Annotated in this window: 15 protein-coding genes and 1 other RNA gene; 7 read left to right on the top strand and 9 right to left on the bottom strand. The window is 62.8% G+C overall.

The annotated features are described in order from the left end of the window. Positions 1–74: 74 nt before the first annotated feature. From AC27VU_RS06355 to hemN, 4 genes are all read left to right on the top strand, one after another. Positions 75–2,525: a heavy metal translocating P-type ATPase gene (locus AC27VU_RS06355; RefSeq protein ID WP_488723685.1), complete on the top strand. Its 2,451-nt coding sequence runs from the start codon at positions 75–77 to the stop codon at positions 2,523–2,525. A 22-nt stretch (positions 2,526–2,547) separates the two neighbouring features. Then, positions 2,548–2,760: a cbb3-type cytochrome oxidase assembly protein CcoS gene (gene ccoS, locus AC27VU_RS06350; protein WP_488723684.1), complete on the top strand. Its 213-nt coding sequence runs from the start codon at positions 2,548–2,550 to the stop codon at positions 2,758–2,760. Beyond that, a complete protein-coding gene (locus AC27VU_RS06345; RefSeq protein WP_103485067.1) occupies positions 2,753–3,436 on the top strand; it encodes a sulfite exporter TauE/SafE family protein in 684 nt (227 codons plus the stop codon). Before ccoS ends, AC27VU_RS06345 begins: the two co-directional genes overlap by 8 nt. Before the next feature lie 212 nt (positions 3,437–3,648). Beyond that, positions 3,649–5,031 carry an oxygen-independent coproporphyrinogen III oxidase gene (gene hemN / locus AC27VU_RS06340; RefSeq protein ID WP_003223350.1) on the top strand — a complete coding sequence of 461 codons (1,383 nt, stop codon included), beginning with the start codon at positions 3,649–3,651 and terminating at the stop codon, positions 5,029–5,031. Here hemN and AC27VU_RS06335 read toward each other — a convergent pair. Further along, entirely contained in the window at positions 5,028–5,510 is a 483-nt protein-coding gene (locus tag AC27VU_RS06335) for a hypothetical protein (protein WP_488723683.1), read from the bottom strand. The genes hemN and AC27VU_RS06335 overlap by 4 nt on opposite strands. Positions 5,511–5,665: 155 nt before the next feature. Between AC27VU_RS06335 and fnr the strand changes: the two genes are divergently transcribed. Further along, on the top strand, positions 5,666–6,400 hold the full coding sequence (gene fnr, locus AC27VU_RS06330) for a fumarate/nitrate reduction transcriptional regulator Fnr (RefSeq protein WP_003223347.1): 735 nt from the start codon (positions 5,666–5,668) through the stop codon (positions 6,398–6,400). A gap of 78 nt (positions 6,401–6,478) precedes the next feature. Next, complete coding sequence (locus tag AC27VU_RS06325) at positions 6,479–7,027, top strand: adenine phosphoribosyltransferase (protein ID WP_003223345.1); 549 nt, start codon at positions 6,479–6,481, stop codon at positions 7,025–7,027. A gap of 109 nt (positions 7,028–7,136) precedes the next feature. Here AC27VU_RS06325 and AC27VU_RS06320 read toward each other — a convergent pair whose 3' ends face one another. From AC27VU_RS06320 to dnaX, 5 genes are all read right to left on the bottom strand, one after another. After that, positions 7,137–8,285: an acyl-CoA dehydrogenase family protein gene (locus AC27VU_RS06320; RefSeq protein ID WP_488723682.1), complete on the bottom strand. Its 1,149-nt coding sequence runs from the start codon at positions 8,283–8,285 to the stop codon at positions 7,137–7,139. Positions 8,286–8,486: 201 nt separating this feature from the next. Continuing rightward, on the bottom strand, positions 8,487–9,089 hold the full coding sequence (gene recR, locus AC27VU_RS06315) for a recombination mediator RecR (protein WP_003223341.1): 603 nt from the start codon (positions 9,087–9,089) through the stop codon (positions 8,487–8,489). A 66-nt stretch (positions 9,090–9,155) separates the two neighbouring features. Continuing rightward, on the bottom strand, positions 9,156–10,190 hold the full coding sequence (locus AC27VU_RS06310; protein WP_488723681.1) for an NADP-dependent oxidoreductase: 1,035 nt from the start codon (positions 10,188–10,190) through the stop codon (positions 9,156–9,158). 265 nt (positions 10,191–10,455) lie between these two features. Beyond that, positions 10,456–10,794: a YbaB/EbfC family nucleoid-associated protein gene (locus AC27VU_RS06305; protein WP_003223337.1), complete on the bottom strand. Its 339-nt coding sequence runs from the start codon at positions 10,792–10,794 to the stop codon at positions 10,456–10,458. Positions 10,795–10,861: 67 nt separating this feature from the next. Beyond that, positions 10,862–12,955 (bottom strand): DNA polymerase III subunit gamma/tau, encoded by a 2,094-nt coding sequence (gene dnaX, locus AC27VU_RS06300; RefSeq protein WP_488723680.1) that lies wholly within the window; start codon positions 12,953–12,955, stop codon positions 10,862–10,864. Between the two features lie 144 nt (positions 12,956–13,099). Here dnaX and AC27VU_RS06295 point away from each other — a divergent pair, with 144 nt between their 5' ends. Next, positions 13,100–13,849 (top strand): substrate-binding periplasmic protein, encoded by a 750-nt coding sequence (locus AC27VU_RS06295; RefSeq protein WP_488723679.1) that lies wholly within the window; start codon positions 13,100–13,102, stop codon positions 13,847–13,849. A 121-nt stretch (positions 13,850–13,970) separates the two neighbouring features. Here the strand turns inward: AC27VU_RS06295 and AC27VU_RS06290 are convergent, their stop codons facing one another. The 3 genes from AC27VU_RS06290 to AC27VU_RS06280 all read right to left on the bottom strand — a co-directional run bounded on the left by AC27VU_RS06290 (position 13,971) and on the right by AC27VU_RS06280 (position 17,523). Next, positions 13,971–15,920, bottom strand: coding sequence for a hypothetical protein (locus AC27VU_RS06290; protein WP_473019194.1), 1,950 nt, complete (start codon positions 15,918–15,920; stop codon positions 13,971–13,973). Between the two features lie 228 nt (positions 15,921–16,148). After that, positions 16,149–16,245, bottom strand: an RNA gene (ffs, locus tag AC27VU_RS06285) — signal recognition particle sRNA small type. 111 nt (positions 16,246–16,356) lie between these two features. Continuing rightward, positions 16,357–17,523: a zinc-binding metallopeptidase family protein gene (locus AC27VU_RS06280; protein WP_488723678.1), complete on the bottom strand. Its 1,167-nt coding sequence runs from the start codon at positions 17,521–17,523 to the stop codon at positions 16,357–16,359. Positions 17,524–17,565 lie beyond the last annotated feature (42 nt).

The following is a 17,565-nucleotide window of genomic DNA, read 5'->3' as shown; positions in this document are numbered from 1 at the left end:
TGCTGCCATACGACTGCTTCGCAGCCGAGCGGGAGCAAGCTCCCTCGCCACAATAGATTTGCACGGCATCACAAATGACCACCCCACTCCCCTGCTACCACTGCGCTCTGCCCGTCCCGTCGGGCAGCCGCTTCACCGCCGTCGTGCTCGGGGAGTCCCGCGAGTTCTGCTGCCCCGGCTGTCAGGCCGTGGCCGAAGCCATCGTCGCCGGTGGTCTGGAAAGCTATTACCAGCATCGCAGCGAAGCCTCGGCCAACCCTGAAGCACTGCCGGTGCAATTGACCGATGAACTGGCGCTGTACGACCGCGCCGACGTGCAAAAACCTTTCGTCCGTCACGATGGCGAACTCGCCGAAACCACCCTGTTGATGGAAGGCATCAGTTGCGCCGCCTGCGGCTGGCTGATCGAGAAACACCTGCGCACCCTGCCGGCCGTGGCCGAGGCGCGGCTCAATCTGTCGAACCATCGCCTGCATGTGCAATGGGCGGATGCGCAATTGCCACTGAGCCAGATCCTCGCCGAACTGCGCCACATCGGGTACGCCGCCCACCCGTATCAGGCCGACCGCGCCAGCGAACAACTGGCCAGCGAAAACCGTCTGGCGCTGCGCCAACTCGGCGTCGCCGGATTGCTGTGGTTCCAGGCAATGATGGCGACCATGGCGACCTGGCCGGAATTCAACATCGACCTCAGTCCCGAACTGCACACGATCCTGCGTTGGGTCGCGCTGTTCCTCACCACGCCGATCGTGTTCTACAGCTGCGCGCCGTTCTTCAAGGGCGCCATGCGCGATTTGCGCACCCGACATCTGACCATGGACGTCTCGGTGTCGCTGGCGATCGGCAGTGCCTACATCGCCGGGATCTGGACCTCGATCACCGGGGTCGGCGAGCTGTATTTCGATGCGGTCGGGATGTTCGCGCTGTTTCTCCTTGCCGGGCGCTATCTGGAGCGTCGCGCCCGCGAACGCACCGCCGCTGCTACCGCGCAGCTTGTGAACCTGCTGCCGGCCTCGTGCCTGCGCCTCGACGCCAATGGCCAGAGCGAACGCATTCTGCTCAGCGAATTGCGCCTGGGTGACCGGGTGCTGGTGCAACCGGGTTCGATCCTGCCGGCGGACGGCAAGATCCTCGACGGCCAGTCGAGCATCGACGAATCGCTGCTGACCGGTGAATACCTGCCACAACCGCGCACCCTCGGCGATGCGGTCACCGCCGGCACGCTGAACGTCGAAGGCGCGTTGACCGTCGAGGTGCTGGCGCTGGGTCAGGACACACGCCTGTCGGCCATCGTCCGCCTGCTCGATCGCGCCCAGGCCGAGAAACCGCGACTGGCGGAAATCGCCGACCGCGCCGCGCAATGGTTCCTGCTGTTGTCGCTGATTGCAGCGGCGGCCATCGGCCTGTTGTGGTGGCAGCTGGACTCGTCACGGGCGTTCTGGATCGTCCTGGCGATGCTGGTCGCGACCTGCCCTTGCGCGCTATCGCTGGCGACCCCGACGGCGCTGACCGCTGCCACGGGCACCCTGCACAAACTCGGCCTGTTGCTGACGCGCGGCCACGTGCTGGAAGGCCTGAACCAGATCGACACGGTGATCTTCGACAAGACCGGCACCCTCACCGAAGGGCGACTGGTTTTGCGTTCGATTCGCCCACTGGGCACGTTGAACAGCGACCAGTGCCTGAGCCTGGCCGCCGCTCTGGAAAACCGTTCGGAACACCCGATAGCCCGCGCCTTCGGGCGTGCGCCACTGGCCGCCGAGGAAGTGCACAGCACGCCGGGGCTTGGGCTGGAAGGATTGGTCGACGCACAGCGCTTGCGCATCGGGCAGGCCGAATTCGTCTGCGACCTCAGCGGCGCACCTGTGCCGGCGATGCCGGATGAACCGGGCCAATGGCTGCTGCTTGGAGACGATCAAGGGCCGCTGGCATGGTTCGTTCTCGACGATTGCCTGCGCGACGACGCACCCGCCCTGCTCGCCGCGTGCAAGGCCCGAGGCTGGCGTACGCTGCTGCTGTCCGGCGACAGTTCGCCGATGGTCGCCAGCGTCGCCGCGGAACTGGGCATCGACGAGGCCCGTGGCGGTCTGCGCCCGGACGACAAATTGCAGGTGCTGCAACAGTTGCATCAAGAAGGACGCAAGGTGTTGATGCTCGGCGATGGGGTGAATGACGTACCGGTGCTGGCCGCTGCCGACATCAGCGTGGCCATGGGTTCGGCCACGGATCTGGCGAAAACCAGTGCCGACGCGGTGCTGCTGTCCAACCGTCTCGACGCGCTGGTGCAAGCCTTCACGCTAGCGCGCAGAACCCGTCGGGTAATCATCGAGAACCTGCTGTGGGCGGCGCTGTACAATGGCCTCATGTTGCCGTTCGCCGCCCTCGGCTGGATCACTCCGGTGTGGGCCGCGGTCGGCATGTCGATCAGTTCGTTGACCGTGGTGCTCAACGCCCTGCGCCTGACTCGCCTGCCGAGCGCGCCGGTTGCCGGCACCCGTTCAGAAACCCGCCCGTTGCCGGCCTGAGCCGCACGGCCCTGGAGTACCGATGCCAGCTCTTTACGTGATGATCCCGGCCGCCCTGCTGATCGTGGCCATCGCCGTGTACATCTTCTTCTGGGCGGTGGACAGCGGGCAGTACGACGACCTCGACGGCCCGGCCCACAGCATCCTGTTCGACGATCAGGACCCGAACCACACTGCCGCCGTGGACGATGCCAAATCCGACAAACCGGACGACAAGGCGCCACCCCATGCTTGAACTGGCGCCCCTGCTGGTCTCGGCGCTGATCCTCGGTTTGCTCGGTGGCGGGCATTGCCTGGGCATGTGCGGCGGCCTGATGGGCGCACTGACGCTGGCGATTCCCAAGGAACAGCGCAGCCGACGCTTTCGTTTGCTGGTGGCCTATAACCTGGGGCGCATCCTCAGTTACGCGACCGCTGGATTGCTGATCGGCCTGGCTGGCTGGGCGGTGGCGAACAGCCCGGCGGCGATGTTCATGCGCATCCTCGCCGGGTTGCTGCTGATTGCGATGGGCCTGTATCTGGCCGGCTGGTGGAGCGGCCTGACCCGCATCGAAAGCCTGGGTCGCGGTTTGTGGCGTTACATTCAGCCGGTGGCCAATCGGCTGCTGCCAGTGTCGAGTTTGCCCCGCGCGTTGCTGCTCGGCGCACTATGGGGCTGGCTGCCCTGCGGACTGGTTTACAGCACGCTGCTGTGGTCGGCGAGCCAGGGCAATGCGCTGGACAGTGCGCTGTTGATGCTGGCGTTCGGGCTGGGGACATGGCCAGTGCTGCTCGCCACAGGGCTGGCGGCCGAGCGCGTGACGGCGTTGCTGCGCAAACGCAGCGTGCGCATGGCCGGGGGCTTGCTGGTGATTCTGTTCGGCATCTGGACGCTTCCTGGCCCTCACCAACATTGGTTGATGGGTCACTAAAACTGTGGCGAGGGAGCTTGCTCCCGCTGGGGTGCGAAGCGCCCCTCCCGATTTGACAGCAAAACCAGGGGCCTGCTGCGCAGTCCAGCGGGAGCAAGCTCCCTCGCCACAAAAGCAGTCACTACCAACCCGCCGTTGATGCAAATCAAGAGCCCCGTCGCCGCACCCCGATAGACTCGCCACACTGCCAGCCTATCCGGGGGAATGCCCGCATGCTCGACGCCATTCGTTGGGACACTGATCTGATCCGCCGCTACGACCTGGCGGGGCCGCGCTACACCTCGTATCCGACGGCCGTGCAATTCAACAGCCAGGTCGGCACCTTCGACCTGTTCCATGCCCTGCGCGACAGCCGCAAGGCGCTGCGCCCGTTGTCGCTGTATGTTCACGTGCCGTTCTGCGCGAACATTTGCTACTACTGCGCCTGCAACAAAGTCATCACCAAGGATCGCGGGCGGGCACAGCCGTATCTGCAGCGCCTGGAGCAGGAAATCCAGTTGATCGCCTGCCATCTGGAGCCGGCGCAGAAAGTCGAGCAATTGCACTTCGGCGGCGGCACCCCGACTTTTCTCAGCCATGACGAACTGCGTCAGCTGATGGCGCACCTGCGCAAACACTTCAATCTGCTGGATGACGATTCCGGCGATTACGGCATCGAGATCGACCCACGCGAGGCCGACTGGTCGACCATGGGCCTGCTACGTGAACTGGGTTTCAACCGGGTCAGCATCGGCCTGCAAGACCTCGATCCGGCGGTGCAACGCGCGGTCAATCGCCTGCAAAGCCTTGAGGAGACCCGCGCAGTCATCGACGCGGCGCGCACCCTGCAATTTCGCTCGATCAACATCGACCTGATCTATGGCCTGCCCAAGCAGACCCCGGAAAACTTCGCGCGCACCGTTGAGGAAGTCATCAGCCTGCAACCGGACCGGCTCTCGGTGTTCAACTACGCGCACTTGCCGGAGCGCTTCATGCCGCAGCGGCGGATCAACAGCCACGAACTGCCAAGCCCTGCGCAAAAACTGGAAATGCTCCAGCGCACCATCGAACAACTGACCGCCGCCGGCTACCGCTACATCGGCATGGACCACTTCGCCCTGCCCGATGATGAGCTGGCAATCGCTCAGGAAGAACAGACCCTGCAGCGCAACTTCCAGGGCTACACCACACACGGCCATTGCGATCTGATTGGTCTGGGGGTGTCGGCGATCAGCCAGATCGGCGATCTCTACTGCCAGAACAATAGCGATCTGAACCAGTACCAGAACACTCTCGCCGCCGCGCAACTGGCGACCAGCCGGGGCCTGGTGTGCAATGCCGACGATCGCCTGCGCCGCGCGGTGATCCAGCAACTGATCTGCAATTTCAGCCTGGAATTCGCCGAGATCGAGCAGGCGTTCAACATCGATTTTCAGGGTTACTTCGGCGCGCTGTGGCCGCAACTGCAAGGCATGGCCAACGATGGGCTGATCAATCTGGAACGCGAGCGGATCGAAGTGCTGCCGGCCGGACGCCTGCTGGTGCGCTCGGTGTGCATGGTATTCGACGCGTATCTGGAACAGCAGAACCGGCAGCGTTTTTCGCGGGTGATCTAGTTTTTCGTCAGCAGTGAGCCGAGCTTGAGGTTCTGCTCGGAGGTGAGGCCGGACTGGTCCATGACTTTGGACAGGGCCAGATTGGCGCTGATCAGCCCGGTATTCAGCGCGGCGATGGCACCGCGCAGCGCGGCGAGCATGTTGACCTTGGCTTCGTTGGTCAGCCTCTTGTCAGCCATAACCGCCGCCATCCGGGCTTTCTTCTCGGCGATTTCCTTTTGCAATTTGCGGATCATCTTCAGCAATTGCTGGACGTTTTCCGGCAGGCCACTGTCTTCGATGTCGCTGTTCTCGCCACCGGCGCTGAAGGCTTTTTCGATCGAGGCATGGGACAGCGACACTTTGACACCCTCGACCAAGGTCGGGGTTGCCAGCGACGCCGAGACGGCATCCTGCTCGTCGCCGGACACCGTCCTGGCGGTGCTCGGTACAGACGCAACGCCGCTGTTACCGGGGTTCAGCGTGTCAATGGCAGCCATCGAAGCGATTCCTTGCATGCGTGGTGATACCCCTTTATCGGCCACTTGCCCTGCGGCTTTACGCCCGTGGGACAAACTCGCCGCAGACTGGCCTGAATGTCCTCCCGTGGGTTACCCTTACGGCTTATGTGTGTTTTCCCACAAGGATTTAAGAAATGTCCGAGCCAGTTAAACTGCGCGCTCACAACCAGGCCCATTGCAAGGATTGCAGCCTGGCTCCTCTCTGCCTGCCACTTTCTCTGAATCTGGAAGACATGGATGCGCTGGACGAAATCGTTAAACGTGGCCGCCCGCTGAAAAAAGGCGAGTTCCTGTTCCGCCAGGGCGACACTTTCGATTCCGTTTATGCAGTACGCTCCGGCGCCCTGAAGACCTTCAGCCTGAGCGACAGCGGCGAAGAACAGCTCACCGGTTTCCACCTGCCGAGCGAACTGGTCGGCCTGTCCGGCATGGACACCGAGAAACACCCGGTGTCGGCCCAGGCCCTGGAAACCACCTCGGTCTGTGAAATTCCCTTCGAACGCCTCGACGAACTGGCCCTGCAACTGCCACAGCTGCGCCGTCAGTTGATGCGGGTGATGAGCCGCGAGATCCGCGACGACCAGCAAATGATGCTGCTGCTGTCGAAGAAAACCGCCGACGAGCGCATTGCCACGTTCCTGGTCAACCTGTCGGCACGCTTCCGCGCTCGCGGGTTCTCGGCCAACCAGTTCCGCCTGAGCATGTCGCGCAACGAAATCGGCAACTATCTGGGCCTCGCGGTGGAAACCGTGTCGCGGGTGTTCACCCGGTTCCAGCAGAACGAACTGATCGCCGCCGAGGGCAAAGAGATCCACATCCTCGACCCGATCCAGCTCTGCGCCCTGGCCGGCGGCTCGCTCGAAGGCTGATCTCGATCCGCGGTTGAGCGAAGCGTTTCAGCCGCGGGTATACTGCGCCGTTTGCAGCCCAGCCAGGACACCTCGACGATGGTCTTCGACTCCTTCGACATCAAATCCCTGATCCGCCCCGTGATCGACTTCCCGAAACCGGGCGTGATCTTTCGCGACATCACCCCGCTGTTCCAGTCGCCCAAGGCCCTGCGCCTGGTGATGGACAGCTTCGCCCACCGTTATGTGGAAGCCGACTTCACTCATATCGGCGCGATGGATGCGCGCGGCTTCCTGATCGGCTCGGTGCTGGCCTATCAGTTGAACAAGCCGCTGGTGCTGTTCCGCAAGCAGGGCAAACTGCCGGCGGACGTGTTGGCCGAGGGTTATGCGACCGAATACGGTGAAGCGTTCCTCGAAGTGCACGCCGACAGCCTGTGCGAAGGCGATTCGGTGGTGATGTTCGATGACCTGATTGCCACCGGTGGCACGCTGATCGCAGCCGCCAACCTGATCCGCCGCATGGGCGCACGGGTGCATGAAGCGGCGGCGATCATTGATCTGCCGGAGCTGGGTGGGTCGCAGCGTCTGGAAGATATGGGGATTCCTACTTTCTGTCTGACGCAGTTTGCGTTGACCGATAAATAAGTAGCGCCCTTCAGGCCGCCTTCGCGAGCAAGCTCGCTCCCACAGTTGAATGCATTCTCCTGTGGGAGCGGGCTTGCTCGCGAAGGGGCCTGCAGCCTCACCGCAAAACCTAAAGCCCCATCTGCTTGCTGATGATCTCGTTCATCACCTCCCGCGTCCCGCCGCCGATCGACAGAATGCGGTTATCCCGATACAGCCGCTCCACCAGACTTTCGCGCATGTATCCCAGACCGCCAAGAATCTGCACCGCTTCGCTGGTGATCCGGTCGGAGGTGTCCGTGGCAACGTTCTTCGCCATGGAAATCTCCTTGATCACGCTCTGCCCCGCCGCCATTTTCGCCGCCTGGCGGTAGGTGAACTCGCGCGATACTTCCAGTGCCGTGGCCATTTCGGCCAGCCGATGCTTGATCACCTGGAACTTGCCGATCGGTTTGCCGAACGCCTCACGCTCGCGCGCCCACTTCAGCGCCTGTTCCAATGCCAGTTGCGAAGTCATGTTGGCCATCAGCGCCAGCGCCAGCCGTTCGCTCTGGAAATTGCCCATGATGCAGGCGAAGCCCATGTTCTCCGCGCCGATCAGATTGCCCACAGGCACCCTGCATTCGTCGAAGAACAGTTCAGCGGTGTCCGAGGCCCACCAGCCCATTTTCTTCAACTGGCGGCCTACGCTGAAGCCAGGGGTGGCCTTCTCGATCAACAGCAGGCTGATGCCGCCGAAACCCGGCGCTCCGGTGCGCACTGCGACGGTGTAGAAATCGGCGCGTACGCCACTGGTGATGAAGGTCTTGCTGCCACTCACCCGGTAGACGTCGCCGTCACGCACGGCGCGGGTTTGCAGGTTGGCGACGTCGGAACCGCCGCCGGGTTCGGTAATCGCCAGTGCGCTGATTTTCTCGCCGCTGAGCACTGACGGCACGACACGGTCGCGCACCTCGGGCCGGGCCCATTTGACGATCGGTGGCAGGCCGATATCCAGCGAACCGAGGCCGGCGACCAAACCACCGGAGCCGCAGCGCATCAGCTCTTCGCTGGCGGCAACCTTGGCGAACACATCACCTTCGTGGCTGCCACCCAGCGCTTCGGGATAACCGATGCCGAGAATCCCCGCCGCCCCGGCCTTCAGGTACAGCTCACGGGGAAAGCTTTCGGCTTCTTCCCACGCATCAATGTCCGGCAGGATCTCGCGCTCGACGAACCGTCTGACGCTGTCGCGGACCATTTGGTGGCTGGGGTCGAAGTATTCCTGGAAGGCAGGCATCGGCGAACTCCACTGAAGGGTTGGCCGACGTTAACCGAGCGCTTGCTTGGTTTTCAATAGGTTTGTGTGAATCAGTCAGACCGAAGTGCGCCATTCGCGAGCAAGCCCGCTCCCACATTCGACCGCATTCAATCTGAATCAACTCGATCAACTGTGGGAGCGGGCTTGCTCGCGAAGGCGTCTGTTCAGACACCCTGTAACTCAGAGGGAAATCGGCTTACGCCCGGCAAACGAATGCGCCAGCGTTCCGCCATCCACCAACTCCAGCTCCCCGCCCAGCGGTACGCCGTGGGCAATCCGCGAGGCGATCAGGCCTTTGTTGCTGAGCAGTTGGGCGATGTAATGCGCGGTCGCCTCACCTTCCACCGTCGGGTTGGTGGCGAGGATGACCTCGGTAAACGTGCCCGCCTCTTCAATACGCGCCATCAACTGCGGAATACCGATGGCTTCCGGGCCTAGACCATCGAGCGGCGACAGGTGGCCCTTGAGCACGAAGTAGCGACCACGGAAACCGGTCTGCTCCACCGCATACACGTCCATCGGTCCTTCCACCACGCACAACAGCGTATCGTCGCGGCGTGTGTCGGCGCATTGCGGGCACAGATCGTCTTCGGTCAGCGTGCGGCACTGACGGCAGTGACCCACCCCTTCCATAGCCTGGCTCAGGGCCTGGGCCAGGCGCGTGCCGCCGCTGCGATCACGTTCGAGCAACTGCAACGCCATGCGCTGGGCGGTTTTCTGACCCACGCCCGGCAAAGTGCGCAGGGCGTCGATCAGTTGGCGAATCAAAGGGCTGAAGCTCATGGGTAAAAAGTCCGACAAAACAACGAGACGCGGTTTATACCCGCGCCTCCGGCCAGCGTCAAATGCTCAGTCCTGGGCAACCTTCACCACCAGTTTGCCGAAGTTGCGCCCTTCCAGCAGACCGATAAACGCCTCGGGCGCCTGCTCCAGGCCCTCGACCACGTCCTCACGGAATTTCACCTTGCCGTCGCGCACCCACGGCACCATGTGGCTGATGAATTCCGGCTGACGGTCGCCGTAGTCATCAAAGACGATGAAGCCCTGAATTCGCACCCGCTTGGTCAGCAGCGCGCGTTGCAGCATCGGCAGACGATCCGGGCCTTTCGGCGCTTCGGAGGCGTTGTAGCCGGCGATCAGCCCGCACAGCGGGATCCGCGCCTTGGGGTTGAGCAGCGGCACCACGGCATCGAACACATGCCCGCCGACGTTCTCGTAATAGATGTCGATGCCTTTCGGGCAAGCCTTGGCCAGTTGTTCGGCAAAGTCCGGCGCCTTGTGATCGATGCAGGCATCAAAACCCAACTCCTCGACCACGTATTTGCATTTGTCGGCGCCACCGGCCACGCCGACAGCGCGCAAGCCCTTGATCTTCGCGACCTGACCGACCACCGAACCGACGGCACCGGACGCGGCAGCGACCACCAGGGTTTCGCCTTCTTTCGGCTGACCGATGTCGATCAGCCCCATGTACGCGGTCATCCCCGGCATACCCAGCACACCGAGGGCCATCGACGGGCTCGGCAGACCGGACGGGATCGGCATGATGTTGCGCCCGTCACTGATGCTGTGGCTCTGCCAGCCGGTCAGGCCGACCACCAGATCGCCCGGGTGGAATTTTGGATGACGCGAATCCTCGACACGGCTGACAGCGCCACCGGTCATCACTTCGCCGATTTGTACCGGCGCGGCGTAGGACGGCGCGTCACTCATGCGTCCGCGCATGTACGGGTCCAGCGACAGGTACAGGGTCTTGAGCAGCACCTGCCCGTCTTCGAGGTCCGGCAACGCTTCGCGCTCCAGACGGAAGTTCTCCGGGGTCGGCGCGCCAACCGGGCGCGAGGCGAGGACGAAGCGTTGATTGAGGGTCAGAGGGTCGGACATGTCAGCGTCTCCTGTGAAGGGGGAATTCGGGGGGTATAAGGAGCAGACCTTTGGCGGCGGTGGTGGGTTCGATGTTTATTCAGTTGGTCCGAGTCGACGCCTTCGCGAGCAAGCCCGCTCCCACAGGGGAATGCATTTCAACATGTGGGAGCGGGCTTGCTCGCGAAGGCGTCAGCCCTGCCAGCACATGACAATCAGGCAGAAACAAAAATGCCAGGCGCAATGCCTGGCATTTTGTGTAGCTCATCCAACCCGCGAAGGCGAATCAGAATGGCAGTTTCATACCCGCTGGCAGGTTCATGCCGGCGGTCATGCTGCCCATTTTTTCCTGGCTGTTGGCTTCGATCTTGCGCACGGCGTCGTTGACGGCGGCAGCGACCACGGCTTCGAGCATTTCCTTGTCATCTTCGCTCAGGCCTTCAACCAGGCTTGGGTCGATGCTGACGCTTTTCACGTCGTGACGACCGGTCATCACCACGGTGACCATATCGCCACCGGCCTTGCCGGTGACTTCGGCGTTGGCCAGTTCTTCCTGCATCTTGGCCATTTTTTCCTGCATCTGCTGTGCCTGCTTCATCAGGCCGGCCATGCCACCTTTCATCATGGGAATCACCTCAAAAGTACTTGGATCAAAACAGCGCCCGGCGCTTAACGCCGAACGCCCTCAATTATTAACCTTGGGCGACCAAGGCATCGACAGGTTCAATAGTATCGTGTCGCACGACCGCACCGAACTGCTGGACCATCTGCTGGATGAACGGATCACCGTGGATCGATTCCTCCGCCTCGCGCTGACGGTTGGCCCGGCGCCGCGACGCGGCCTGCGCCGGGGTTTCCTGTTCGGGCTTGATCAGCTCTATGGTCAGGGTCAGCGTGCGACCGTGGAACTGGTTCAACGCATCGTTCAGGCGCCGCTGTTGCGTGGCGTTGAACAGCGCGCTGTGCGCCGGGTCCAGGTGCATCAGCCAATGGTCGCCATCGACCGCGATCAGCGTGCAGTTGGCGGCGATGCTGCCGGTCATGCCGGAAATCGGCAGTTGCGGGAACAGCTCCAGCCATTGCAACGCCAGACCGGTGGCCGGCGCGGCGGCAGGCTCCGGCTCGGGTTCCGGGGCCGGCTCGGCGGTGTGTTCGCTGGCCAGGTCGTCGAGGTAGCTGTAGGCCGAATCCATGTCCGGCTCGATGTAGTCTTCGTCCAGCGGCGGCTCGTCGTCGAGGTCCATGCCCGGCGTGGCGGCATCGACGTCGGCGACCGACGGCTCGGGAATCGGCGCCGCGGCCCACTCCGGTGCATCAGGCACCACGCTGTCCGGGGTCGGCAGCGGCATCGGCGGCAACTCGGGCTGCTCGGCGGCGGTTTCCAGCACCGGTTCGACGGCTGGTTGTTGCACCGGCTCGGGCTGTGGCTCGGGTTCGACCGGATCGTTCCACGGCAGGTCGACTACCGCTTCGGCGACGACTGGCTCAGGCTCTGGTTCTGGCGCAGGTACCGGCACAGCGGACACCACAGGCGCTGGCTCAGGAGCCGGGGCTGGCGCTGGCGCAACAACCGGTGCAGGCGCAACAGCCGCAGCGACTACCGGCGCAGGTTCAGGCGCGGCAGCCACTGAGTTTGCGGAATCAACTGTGGCCTGGCTGATCCCCACTGGCTTTAGCGGTTGCCTCGGGGCGTCCGCCGTGTCCGCGGGCCGGAAGGCCAGCATCCGCAGCAAGACCATCTCGAACCCACCACGCGGGTCCGGCGCCAGCGGCAAGTCGCGGCGACCGATCAGGCCCATCTGGTAATAGAACTGCACATCTTCGGCCGGTAGCGCCTGCGCCAGCGCCAACACGCGGTCACGGTCGCCATGGCCGTTGTCGACGCCTTCAGGCAATGCCTGGGCGATGGCGACACGGTGCAGCACATTGAGAATTTCCGAGAGCACGCCGTTCCAGTCCGGCCCCTGCTCGGCCAAGTGACGCACGGCTTCGAGCAACGCCTTGGCATCGCCTTCGATCAGCGCGTGCAGCACGTCGAAGACCTGGCCGTGATCCAGCGTGCCGAGCATCGCCCGCACGTCGGCGGCCAGCACCTTGCCTTCACCGAAGGCGATGGCCTGGTCGGTCAGGCTCATGGCGTCACGCATCGAGCCGTCGGCGGCGCGGCCCAGCAGCCACAGGGCGTCGTCTTCGAACGGCACATTTTCGGCGCCGAGGACGTGGGTCAAATGCTCGACCACGCGCTCAGGCGTCATGTTCTTCAGGGAGAACTGCAGGCAGCGCGACAAAATCGTTGCCGGAAGTTTCTGCGGATCAGTGGTCGCCAGGATGAACTTGACGTACGGCGGCGGCTCTTCAAGGGTCTTCAACAGTGCATTGAAGGAATGGCTGGAGAGCATGTGCACTTCGTCGATCAAGTAGACCTTGAAGCGCCCGCGGCTCGGCGCGTACTGCACGTTGTCGAGCAGCTCGCGGGTGTCCTCGACCTTGGTCCGGCTCGCGGCGTCGATCTCGATCAGGTCGACGAAACGCCCTTCATCGATCTCGCGGCACACCGAACACTCGCCGCAGGGGCTGGAGGTGATACCTGTTTCACAGTTCAGGCATTTGGCAATGATCCGCGCAATGGTGGTCTTACCGACCCCGCGGGTACCGGTGAACAGGTACGCGTGGTGCAGCCGCTGGCTGTCCAAGGCATTGATCAGAGCCTTGAGCACATGGGTCTGGCCGACCATTTCGCGGAACGAGCGCGGACGCCATTTACGTGCAAGAACCTGATAACTCATCGAAAACCGTCGCAACGAAGGAAGCTGAAGCAGCTAATGCTAGCGGAGCAAGGGCAAAATTGCATCCGGTGTGCTCGTCTAATCTGGCTAAGCTGCTGTTGGCGGGGAAATATCGGCTCGGGATCGGGACTCATCGGAGCATTTATGCGTTGGGCCTTGGGAGCGTTATTGGGGATCAGTCTGAGCGTGAGCGCGTCCGAACCGCCGCTGCGCTTTGTCGTGGCCGACAGCTGGGCGATGCCGATGGTGCAGATCGACCACGGCCGCCCGACCCAGGGCATCCTCCACGACATCATGCTCAGCCTCGCGACGCAGGTCGGCGTGCCCGCCGAATTCCACGTCCTGCCGCGCACCCGAGTACAAAGTGCCATGGAGCGCGGTGAAGTCGATGTGCGCTGCTATGCCGCACAATCGTGGCTGCCGAATCAGTCCGGCGATTACATCTGGAGCATTCCGCTGCTGTTCCAGCGCGATCTGCTGATCGGCCGCCAGGATCAACCACCACGCGTCGATCCGACGAACCTTGCACGCCAATCGATCGGCACCGTGCTCGGCTACACCTACCCGACCCTGCAACCGCTGTTCGACGCCGATCGCCTGCAACGCGACGACGCGCGCAATCAGGAACAAGTGCTGGAAAAACTCCTGGCCGGGCGCTACCACTATGCGGTGAGCAATCAATGGACGCTGGACTGGTTCAACCAGCGCCTGCTACCCGCGCAGCAACTGCACGGGGTGGCGGTGCTGCAGGAGCAGCAGGTCGGCTGCTATGTGAGGAATGACCCGCAGGTGCCGGTGCAGCGGATCTTGCGCACGTTGTTGCGGATGAAAATGTCGGGGGAGATTGATGACATTATCCGGTTGTATACCGGGTCCGCTGAAGCCATCCCATAACCCATTGTGGGAGCGGGCTTGCTCGCGAAGGCGGTGTGTCAGTCACCTGATGCGTTAACTGGCACACCGCCTTCGCGAGCAAGCCCGCTCCCACAGGAGCACATTTCCGACGGAGAATTATTCAGTAACCGTGCGACTCGCGGAATTTCTGGTAGTCGTGAAACTCGATCCACTCGACCACATCGTACGGCAGGTAAAGCTGCTGCCGGGCGCGGGAGATGGCGATGTACACGGCGCAGATCCGCTGGTCGAACGCGTAGGCGTCCTTGAACTGCACGTTGGTCAGCAGCTCAGGCGTCAGCAGAACGCGGTCGAACTCCATGCCGCCCGCCTCCTGCGCCTGCATCAGCAGGCAGCTCTTGCCGCGGCCGCCGATCATCCGGTTGAGCCGGGTCAGGTCAGCGACCTTGAAACCTTTCTCCAGCTCGGCCTCGACCCACAGAAACGCCTCGTCGAACTGATTGGCATCGCGCACCTGTTGCCACTTCGGCAAGTCACTGAAATAGCGATGCGGGCCCTTCTCGCTGTGCGTGGAACTGTAGTAATCCACCTTGAACAACTCGATGGCGCTGGTCATGAAGTGCTCGAGGTCGCGCTGCGCCTGCATGTCGGCGAAGCAGAACAGGCAATTGGCATCGTGCAGTTGCATGGCCCACTTCATGGTGTCCCACGGGGATGCCGTCAGCACCACACAACCTTCGGGCGGGACAAAGCCCTGTGGGTAAAACTCGATGCCGACATCCGCCTCACGTGCGCCCTCGAAAGGCACCTTGCTCTTTTCCGAGTGCCGGGAAATCAGCGGATTGACCAGACGCTCGACATTGCGCCCCGAGCGCACCGAATAGGTGATATCGCTCTGGCGCACTTCACGCTTTCTTTTCACCAGATCGCGCTCGGCATGCTGATACTCATCCCCCAGCGTGATCAGCACCTGCCGGCCGCGCTCGATAATCTGCAGCAGTGAAGCGGGAATGTCCTGGCTCTCGTCGATCAGCACGTGGGTATAGCGCGGCGGCACCACGCAGCCGGCAAGGCTCGCCCGTTTGATCAGCAACAAGGCTTCAAAGCCGCTCTGCCGGCCCCACGCCGGGTTGGCCTCGAGGTAAGTCCACACGCGGCTCGAATATTCCAGCAGCACCTTGGACTCAAGGCTGGACAAGGACAGTTTGAAATACGGCAGATGATGCGCCGACAGGCTGTAATCCCGGGAGTGGCAATAGCGCTCAAGGGTTTCCAGACAGACGTTGAGGGTCCTTTGCGCGTCATGCTCGCGAAAGCCGAGGATGTTCAGCTCCTGCGCCAGGCTCTGCTTGCTCGCGACTCGGCCGGCGCCCCCTGCCGGCTGCGGCTTGCGCCCGTAAATCAGCCCGCGCGCGAACGCCTCAAAGGTGATGCCGGGCTTGCGCTCACTGCCTACGCCCATGCGCTGGCACAGGGTCGCGAGTTTTTCCGGGGTGCGTGCCAGCAGCAGGGTTTTCTCTGGGCGCAGGCACTCGGTCAACGCGCCGACCAGGTGGCTCTTGCCGATCCCGGCGTAGCCTTGAACGTGCAGGTCTTCATCGAGGTTGGCGCGGAAGGTTCTGACCAGTTTGTCTTGCGCAGCGCTGAGCCAGCGCTCGCGGTGCGCCGGGCTGATCATCTGCTGACTGAACGGATTGTTGACCGCGTGGTGGCGCGTCTTGAACTCGTCGTCCCACTTGCCATCGGGCAGCAGGTAATCCTGCGCCGACACCTCTTCGGCCAACAGCAGACGCAGGTTCAATCCCCTGATGGCGTTCAGGCCGAAGTACAACTGGCGCGGATCGAACAGCCGCTGCGCCTCGGACAGCAGCCCTGCCCCGCCATCGACCGCCCAGGCGATCAGCCGCGCCAGCACCTTCTCCGCCGCCGTGGCGGTGAGATCCTTTTCGGCGGCCTGGGCCAGATTCTGAATCACCAGCACGGCGGCCAATTGCGCATCCGTCAGCTCACCGAGGATTTTCGCGCCCTCGGGCTGCAACAGGCTCGCGCAGGTCTCGTCCGTCACAGGCAAGTACACGGCGGTGGATAAATCGTGATGTTCCGGGTGCATACAACCTCGTAGCCAGGGCGCGAACTTGTCAACGACGCGCGCAGCAAGACGGTGGAGTATGCCACTGTTCAGCCTTGGTGACTGAACAGGCATCGGGGGGCAGCCTTCGCGAGCAGGATCGCTCCCACAGGGGCTGGCGTGACAGCTCGAATCGCAGGCATAAAAAAACCGCAGTGGGCGAAACCCATGCAGTTCTGTTGAAGCGTTGGTTGTTCGTTAAGGTGGTAACCCCACCAGCCACACCCCGGCACACAATGTTCCCGCTGTGGCTGCTGCCTTCCGGCTCTGACCAGGTTCACGGGTAATCGTTGCGGGGGGACCGATGGGGTCACCATAACGACACTCACCTATCGGCGAGCCGCGCCATTGTACCTATCTGAAGCGAAGTTACAACCGTTGGTTTCAGATAAAAAATATGAAGGGCTTCAAGCACTTGCTATTGCGCCTGCAACACCTCATCCGCCTTGCCGCCCGCCTGCTGGATCACCAGATGGATGAAGTGCAACTTGGCAATCGCCGCCGCCGGTAGCACGAACGGGTAGAAATCCGGCTGACCCATGCTGCGTGACAGCTCGTTGAGCATGCCCGCTAGTTCGATCCAGGCGTTGACGAACGACAGGAACGCCGCGCCTCCGGGGTGCTCCGGGTCGTACAGCGTGCTGGACGGGAACGGCTGGTAGTCGAAGTCCATTTCCCGCGCGCTCATGCCGAAACCCAGCGCGGTATCCACCGCGTCCATCATATGCAGGTAATGCGCCCAGGTTTCCGCCCAGTCTTCCCACGGGTGCATGGTCGCGTAAGCGCTGACGTAGTGTTGCGGCCAGTCCAGCGGGGCACCTTGCTGATAGTGACGGTCTAGTGCTTCGGCGTAACTGGCGCGCTCGTCGCCGAACAGCTGGCGGAACGACTCGAGCCACGGGCCGTTGGCGATCAAGCGGTCCCAGTAGTAATGCCCGACCTCATGCCGGAAATGCCCGAGCAGCGTGCGATAGGGTTCATGCATCGCCGCCCGCACCTGCTCGCGATGAGCGTCGTCGGCTTCTTTGATGTCGAGGGTGATCAGGCCGTTGGCGTGGCCGGTCATCGGCGCGTTGCCTTCGAGGTCGATGCCGATGAAGTCGAAGGCCAGACCGGTCGCTTCGTCCACGGTTTTCGGGATGACCGGCAGGCCGAGGGTGATCAGTTGCGCCACCAGTCGGCGCTTGGCGATTTCGACCTTGCGCCAGCGTTCGGGGTTTTCCGGCACCGAGAGATCGGGGATGGTGCGATTGAGGCTGCAGGCGATGCACAGGCTGTCGTGACCGTTATCCGGCAGCAGCCAGTTGCACGCGGCGGGCGTGTCGAGGTTGGCGCAGCGGCGAAACAGTCCGGCGCCGGGATCGGCATCGAGTGTCCAGCGACCGTCCTGCGGCCCCGGCTGCAGCGAGGTCAGGCGACTTTCTTCAGGCTGATAGCCCAGCATGGCGCTGCACGCCAGGCACTGACTGTTGCGAAAGAACAGCGACTGGCCGCAGCGGCACGGCCAGATTTTGCTGTTGCGTGAAGACTCGCCCATGAACGGCGCGACGATGCGAGAACTGAGCTGCTCGAAAAAGCGGTACATGGCGATCTCTCCCTGGGGCTTGCCAAGACTAGATCATCCTGA

The sequence above is a fragment of the Pseudomonas sp. 14P5.3.2 genome, assembly GCF_057799175.1.
Note: the sequence above shows the minus strand (reverse complement) of the source record. Positions and strands in the feature narration are given on the sequence as shown.

Coding starts and splice junctions, on each gene's coding strand:
- AC27VU_RS06355 (WP_488723685.1), top strand. CDS start 75: ATGACCACCCCACTCCCCTGCTACCACTGCGCTCTGCCCGTCCCGTCG.
- ccoS (WP_488723684.1), top strand. CDS start 2,548: ATGCCAGCTCTTTACGTGATGATCCCGGCCGCCCTGCTGATCGTGGCC.
- AC27VU_RS06345 (WP_103485067.1), top strand. CDS start 2,753: ATGCTTGAACTGGCGCCCCTGCTGGTCTCGGCGCTGATCCTCGGTTTG.
- hemN (WP_003223350.1), top strand. CDS start 3,649: ATGCTCGACGCCATTCGTTGGGACACTGATCTGATCCGCCGCTACGAC.
- AC27VU_RS06335 (WP_488723683.1), bottom strand. CDS start 5,510: ATGGCTGCCATTGACACGCTGAACCCCGGTAACAGCGGCGTTGCGTCT.
- fnr (WP_003223347.1), top strand. CDS start 5,666: ATGTCCGAGCCAGTTAAACTGCGCGCTCACAACCAGGCCCATTGCAAG.
- AC27VU_RS06325 (WP_003223345.1), top strand. CDS start 6,479: ATGGTCTTCGACTCCTTCGACATCAAATCCCTGATCCGCCCCGTGATC.
- AC27VU_RS06320 (WP_488723682.1), bottom strand. CDS start 8,285: ATGCCTGCCTTCCAGGAATACTTCGACCCCAGCCACCAAATGGTCCGC.
- recR (WP_003223341.1), bottom strand. CDS start 9,089: ATGAGCTTCAGCCCTTTGATTCGCCAACTGATCGACGCCCTGCGCACT.
- AC27VU_RS06310 (WP_488723681.1), bottom strand. CDS start 10,190: ATGTCCGACCCTCTGACCCTCAATCAACGCTTCGTCCTCGCCTCGCGC.
- AC27VU_RS06305 (WP_003223337.1), bottom strand. CDS start 10,794: ATGATGAAAGGTGGCATGGCCGGCCTGATGAAGCAGGCACAGCAGATG.
- dnaX (WP_488723680.1), bottom strand. CDS start 12,955: ATGAGTTATCAGGTTCTTGCACGTAAATGGCGTCCGCGCTCGTTCCGC.
- AC27VU_RS06295 (WP_488723679.1), top strand. CDS start 13,100: ATGCGTTGGGCCTTGGGAGCGTTATTGGGGATCAGTCTGAGCGTGAGC.
- AC27VU_RS06290 (WP_473019194.1), bottom strand. CDS start 15,920: ATGCACCCGGAACATCACGATTTATCCACCGCCGTGTACTTGCCTGTG.
- AC27VU_RS06280 (WP_488723678.1), bottom strand. CDS start 17,523: ATGTACCGCTTTTTCGAGCAGCTCAGTTCTCGCATCGTCGCGCCGTTC.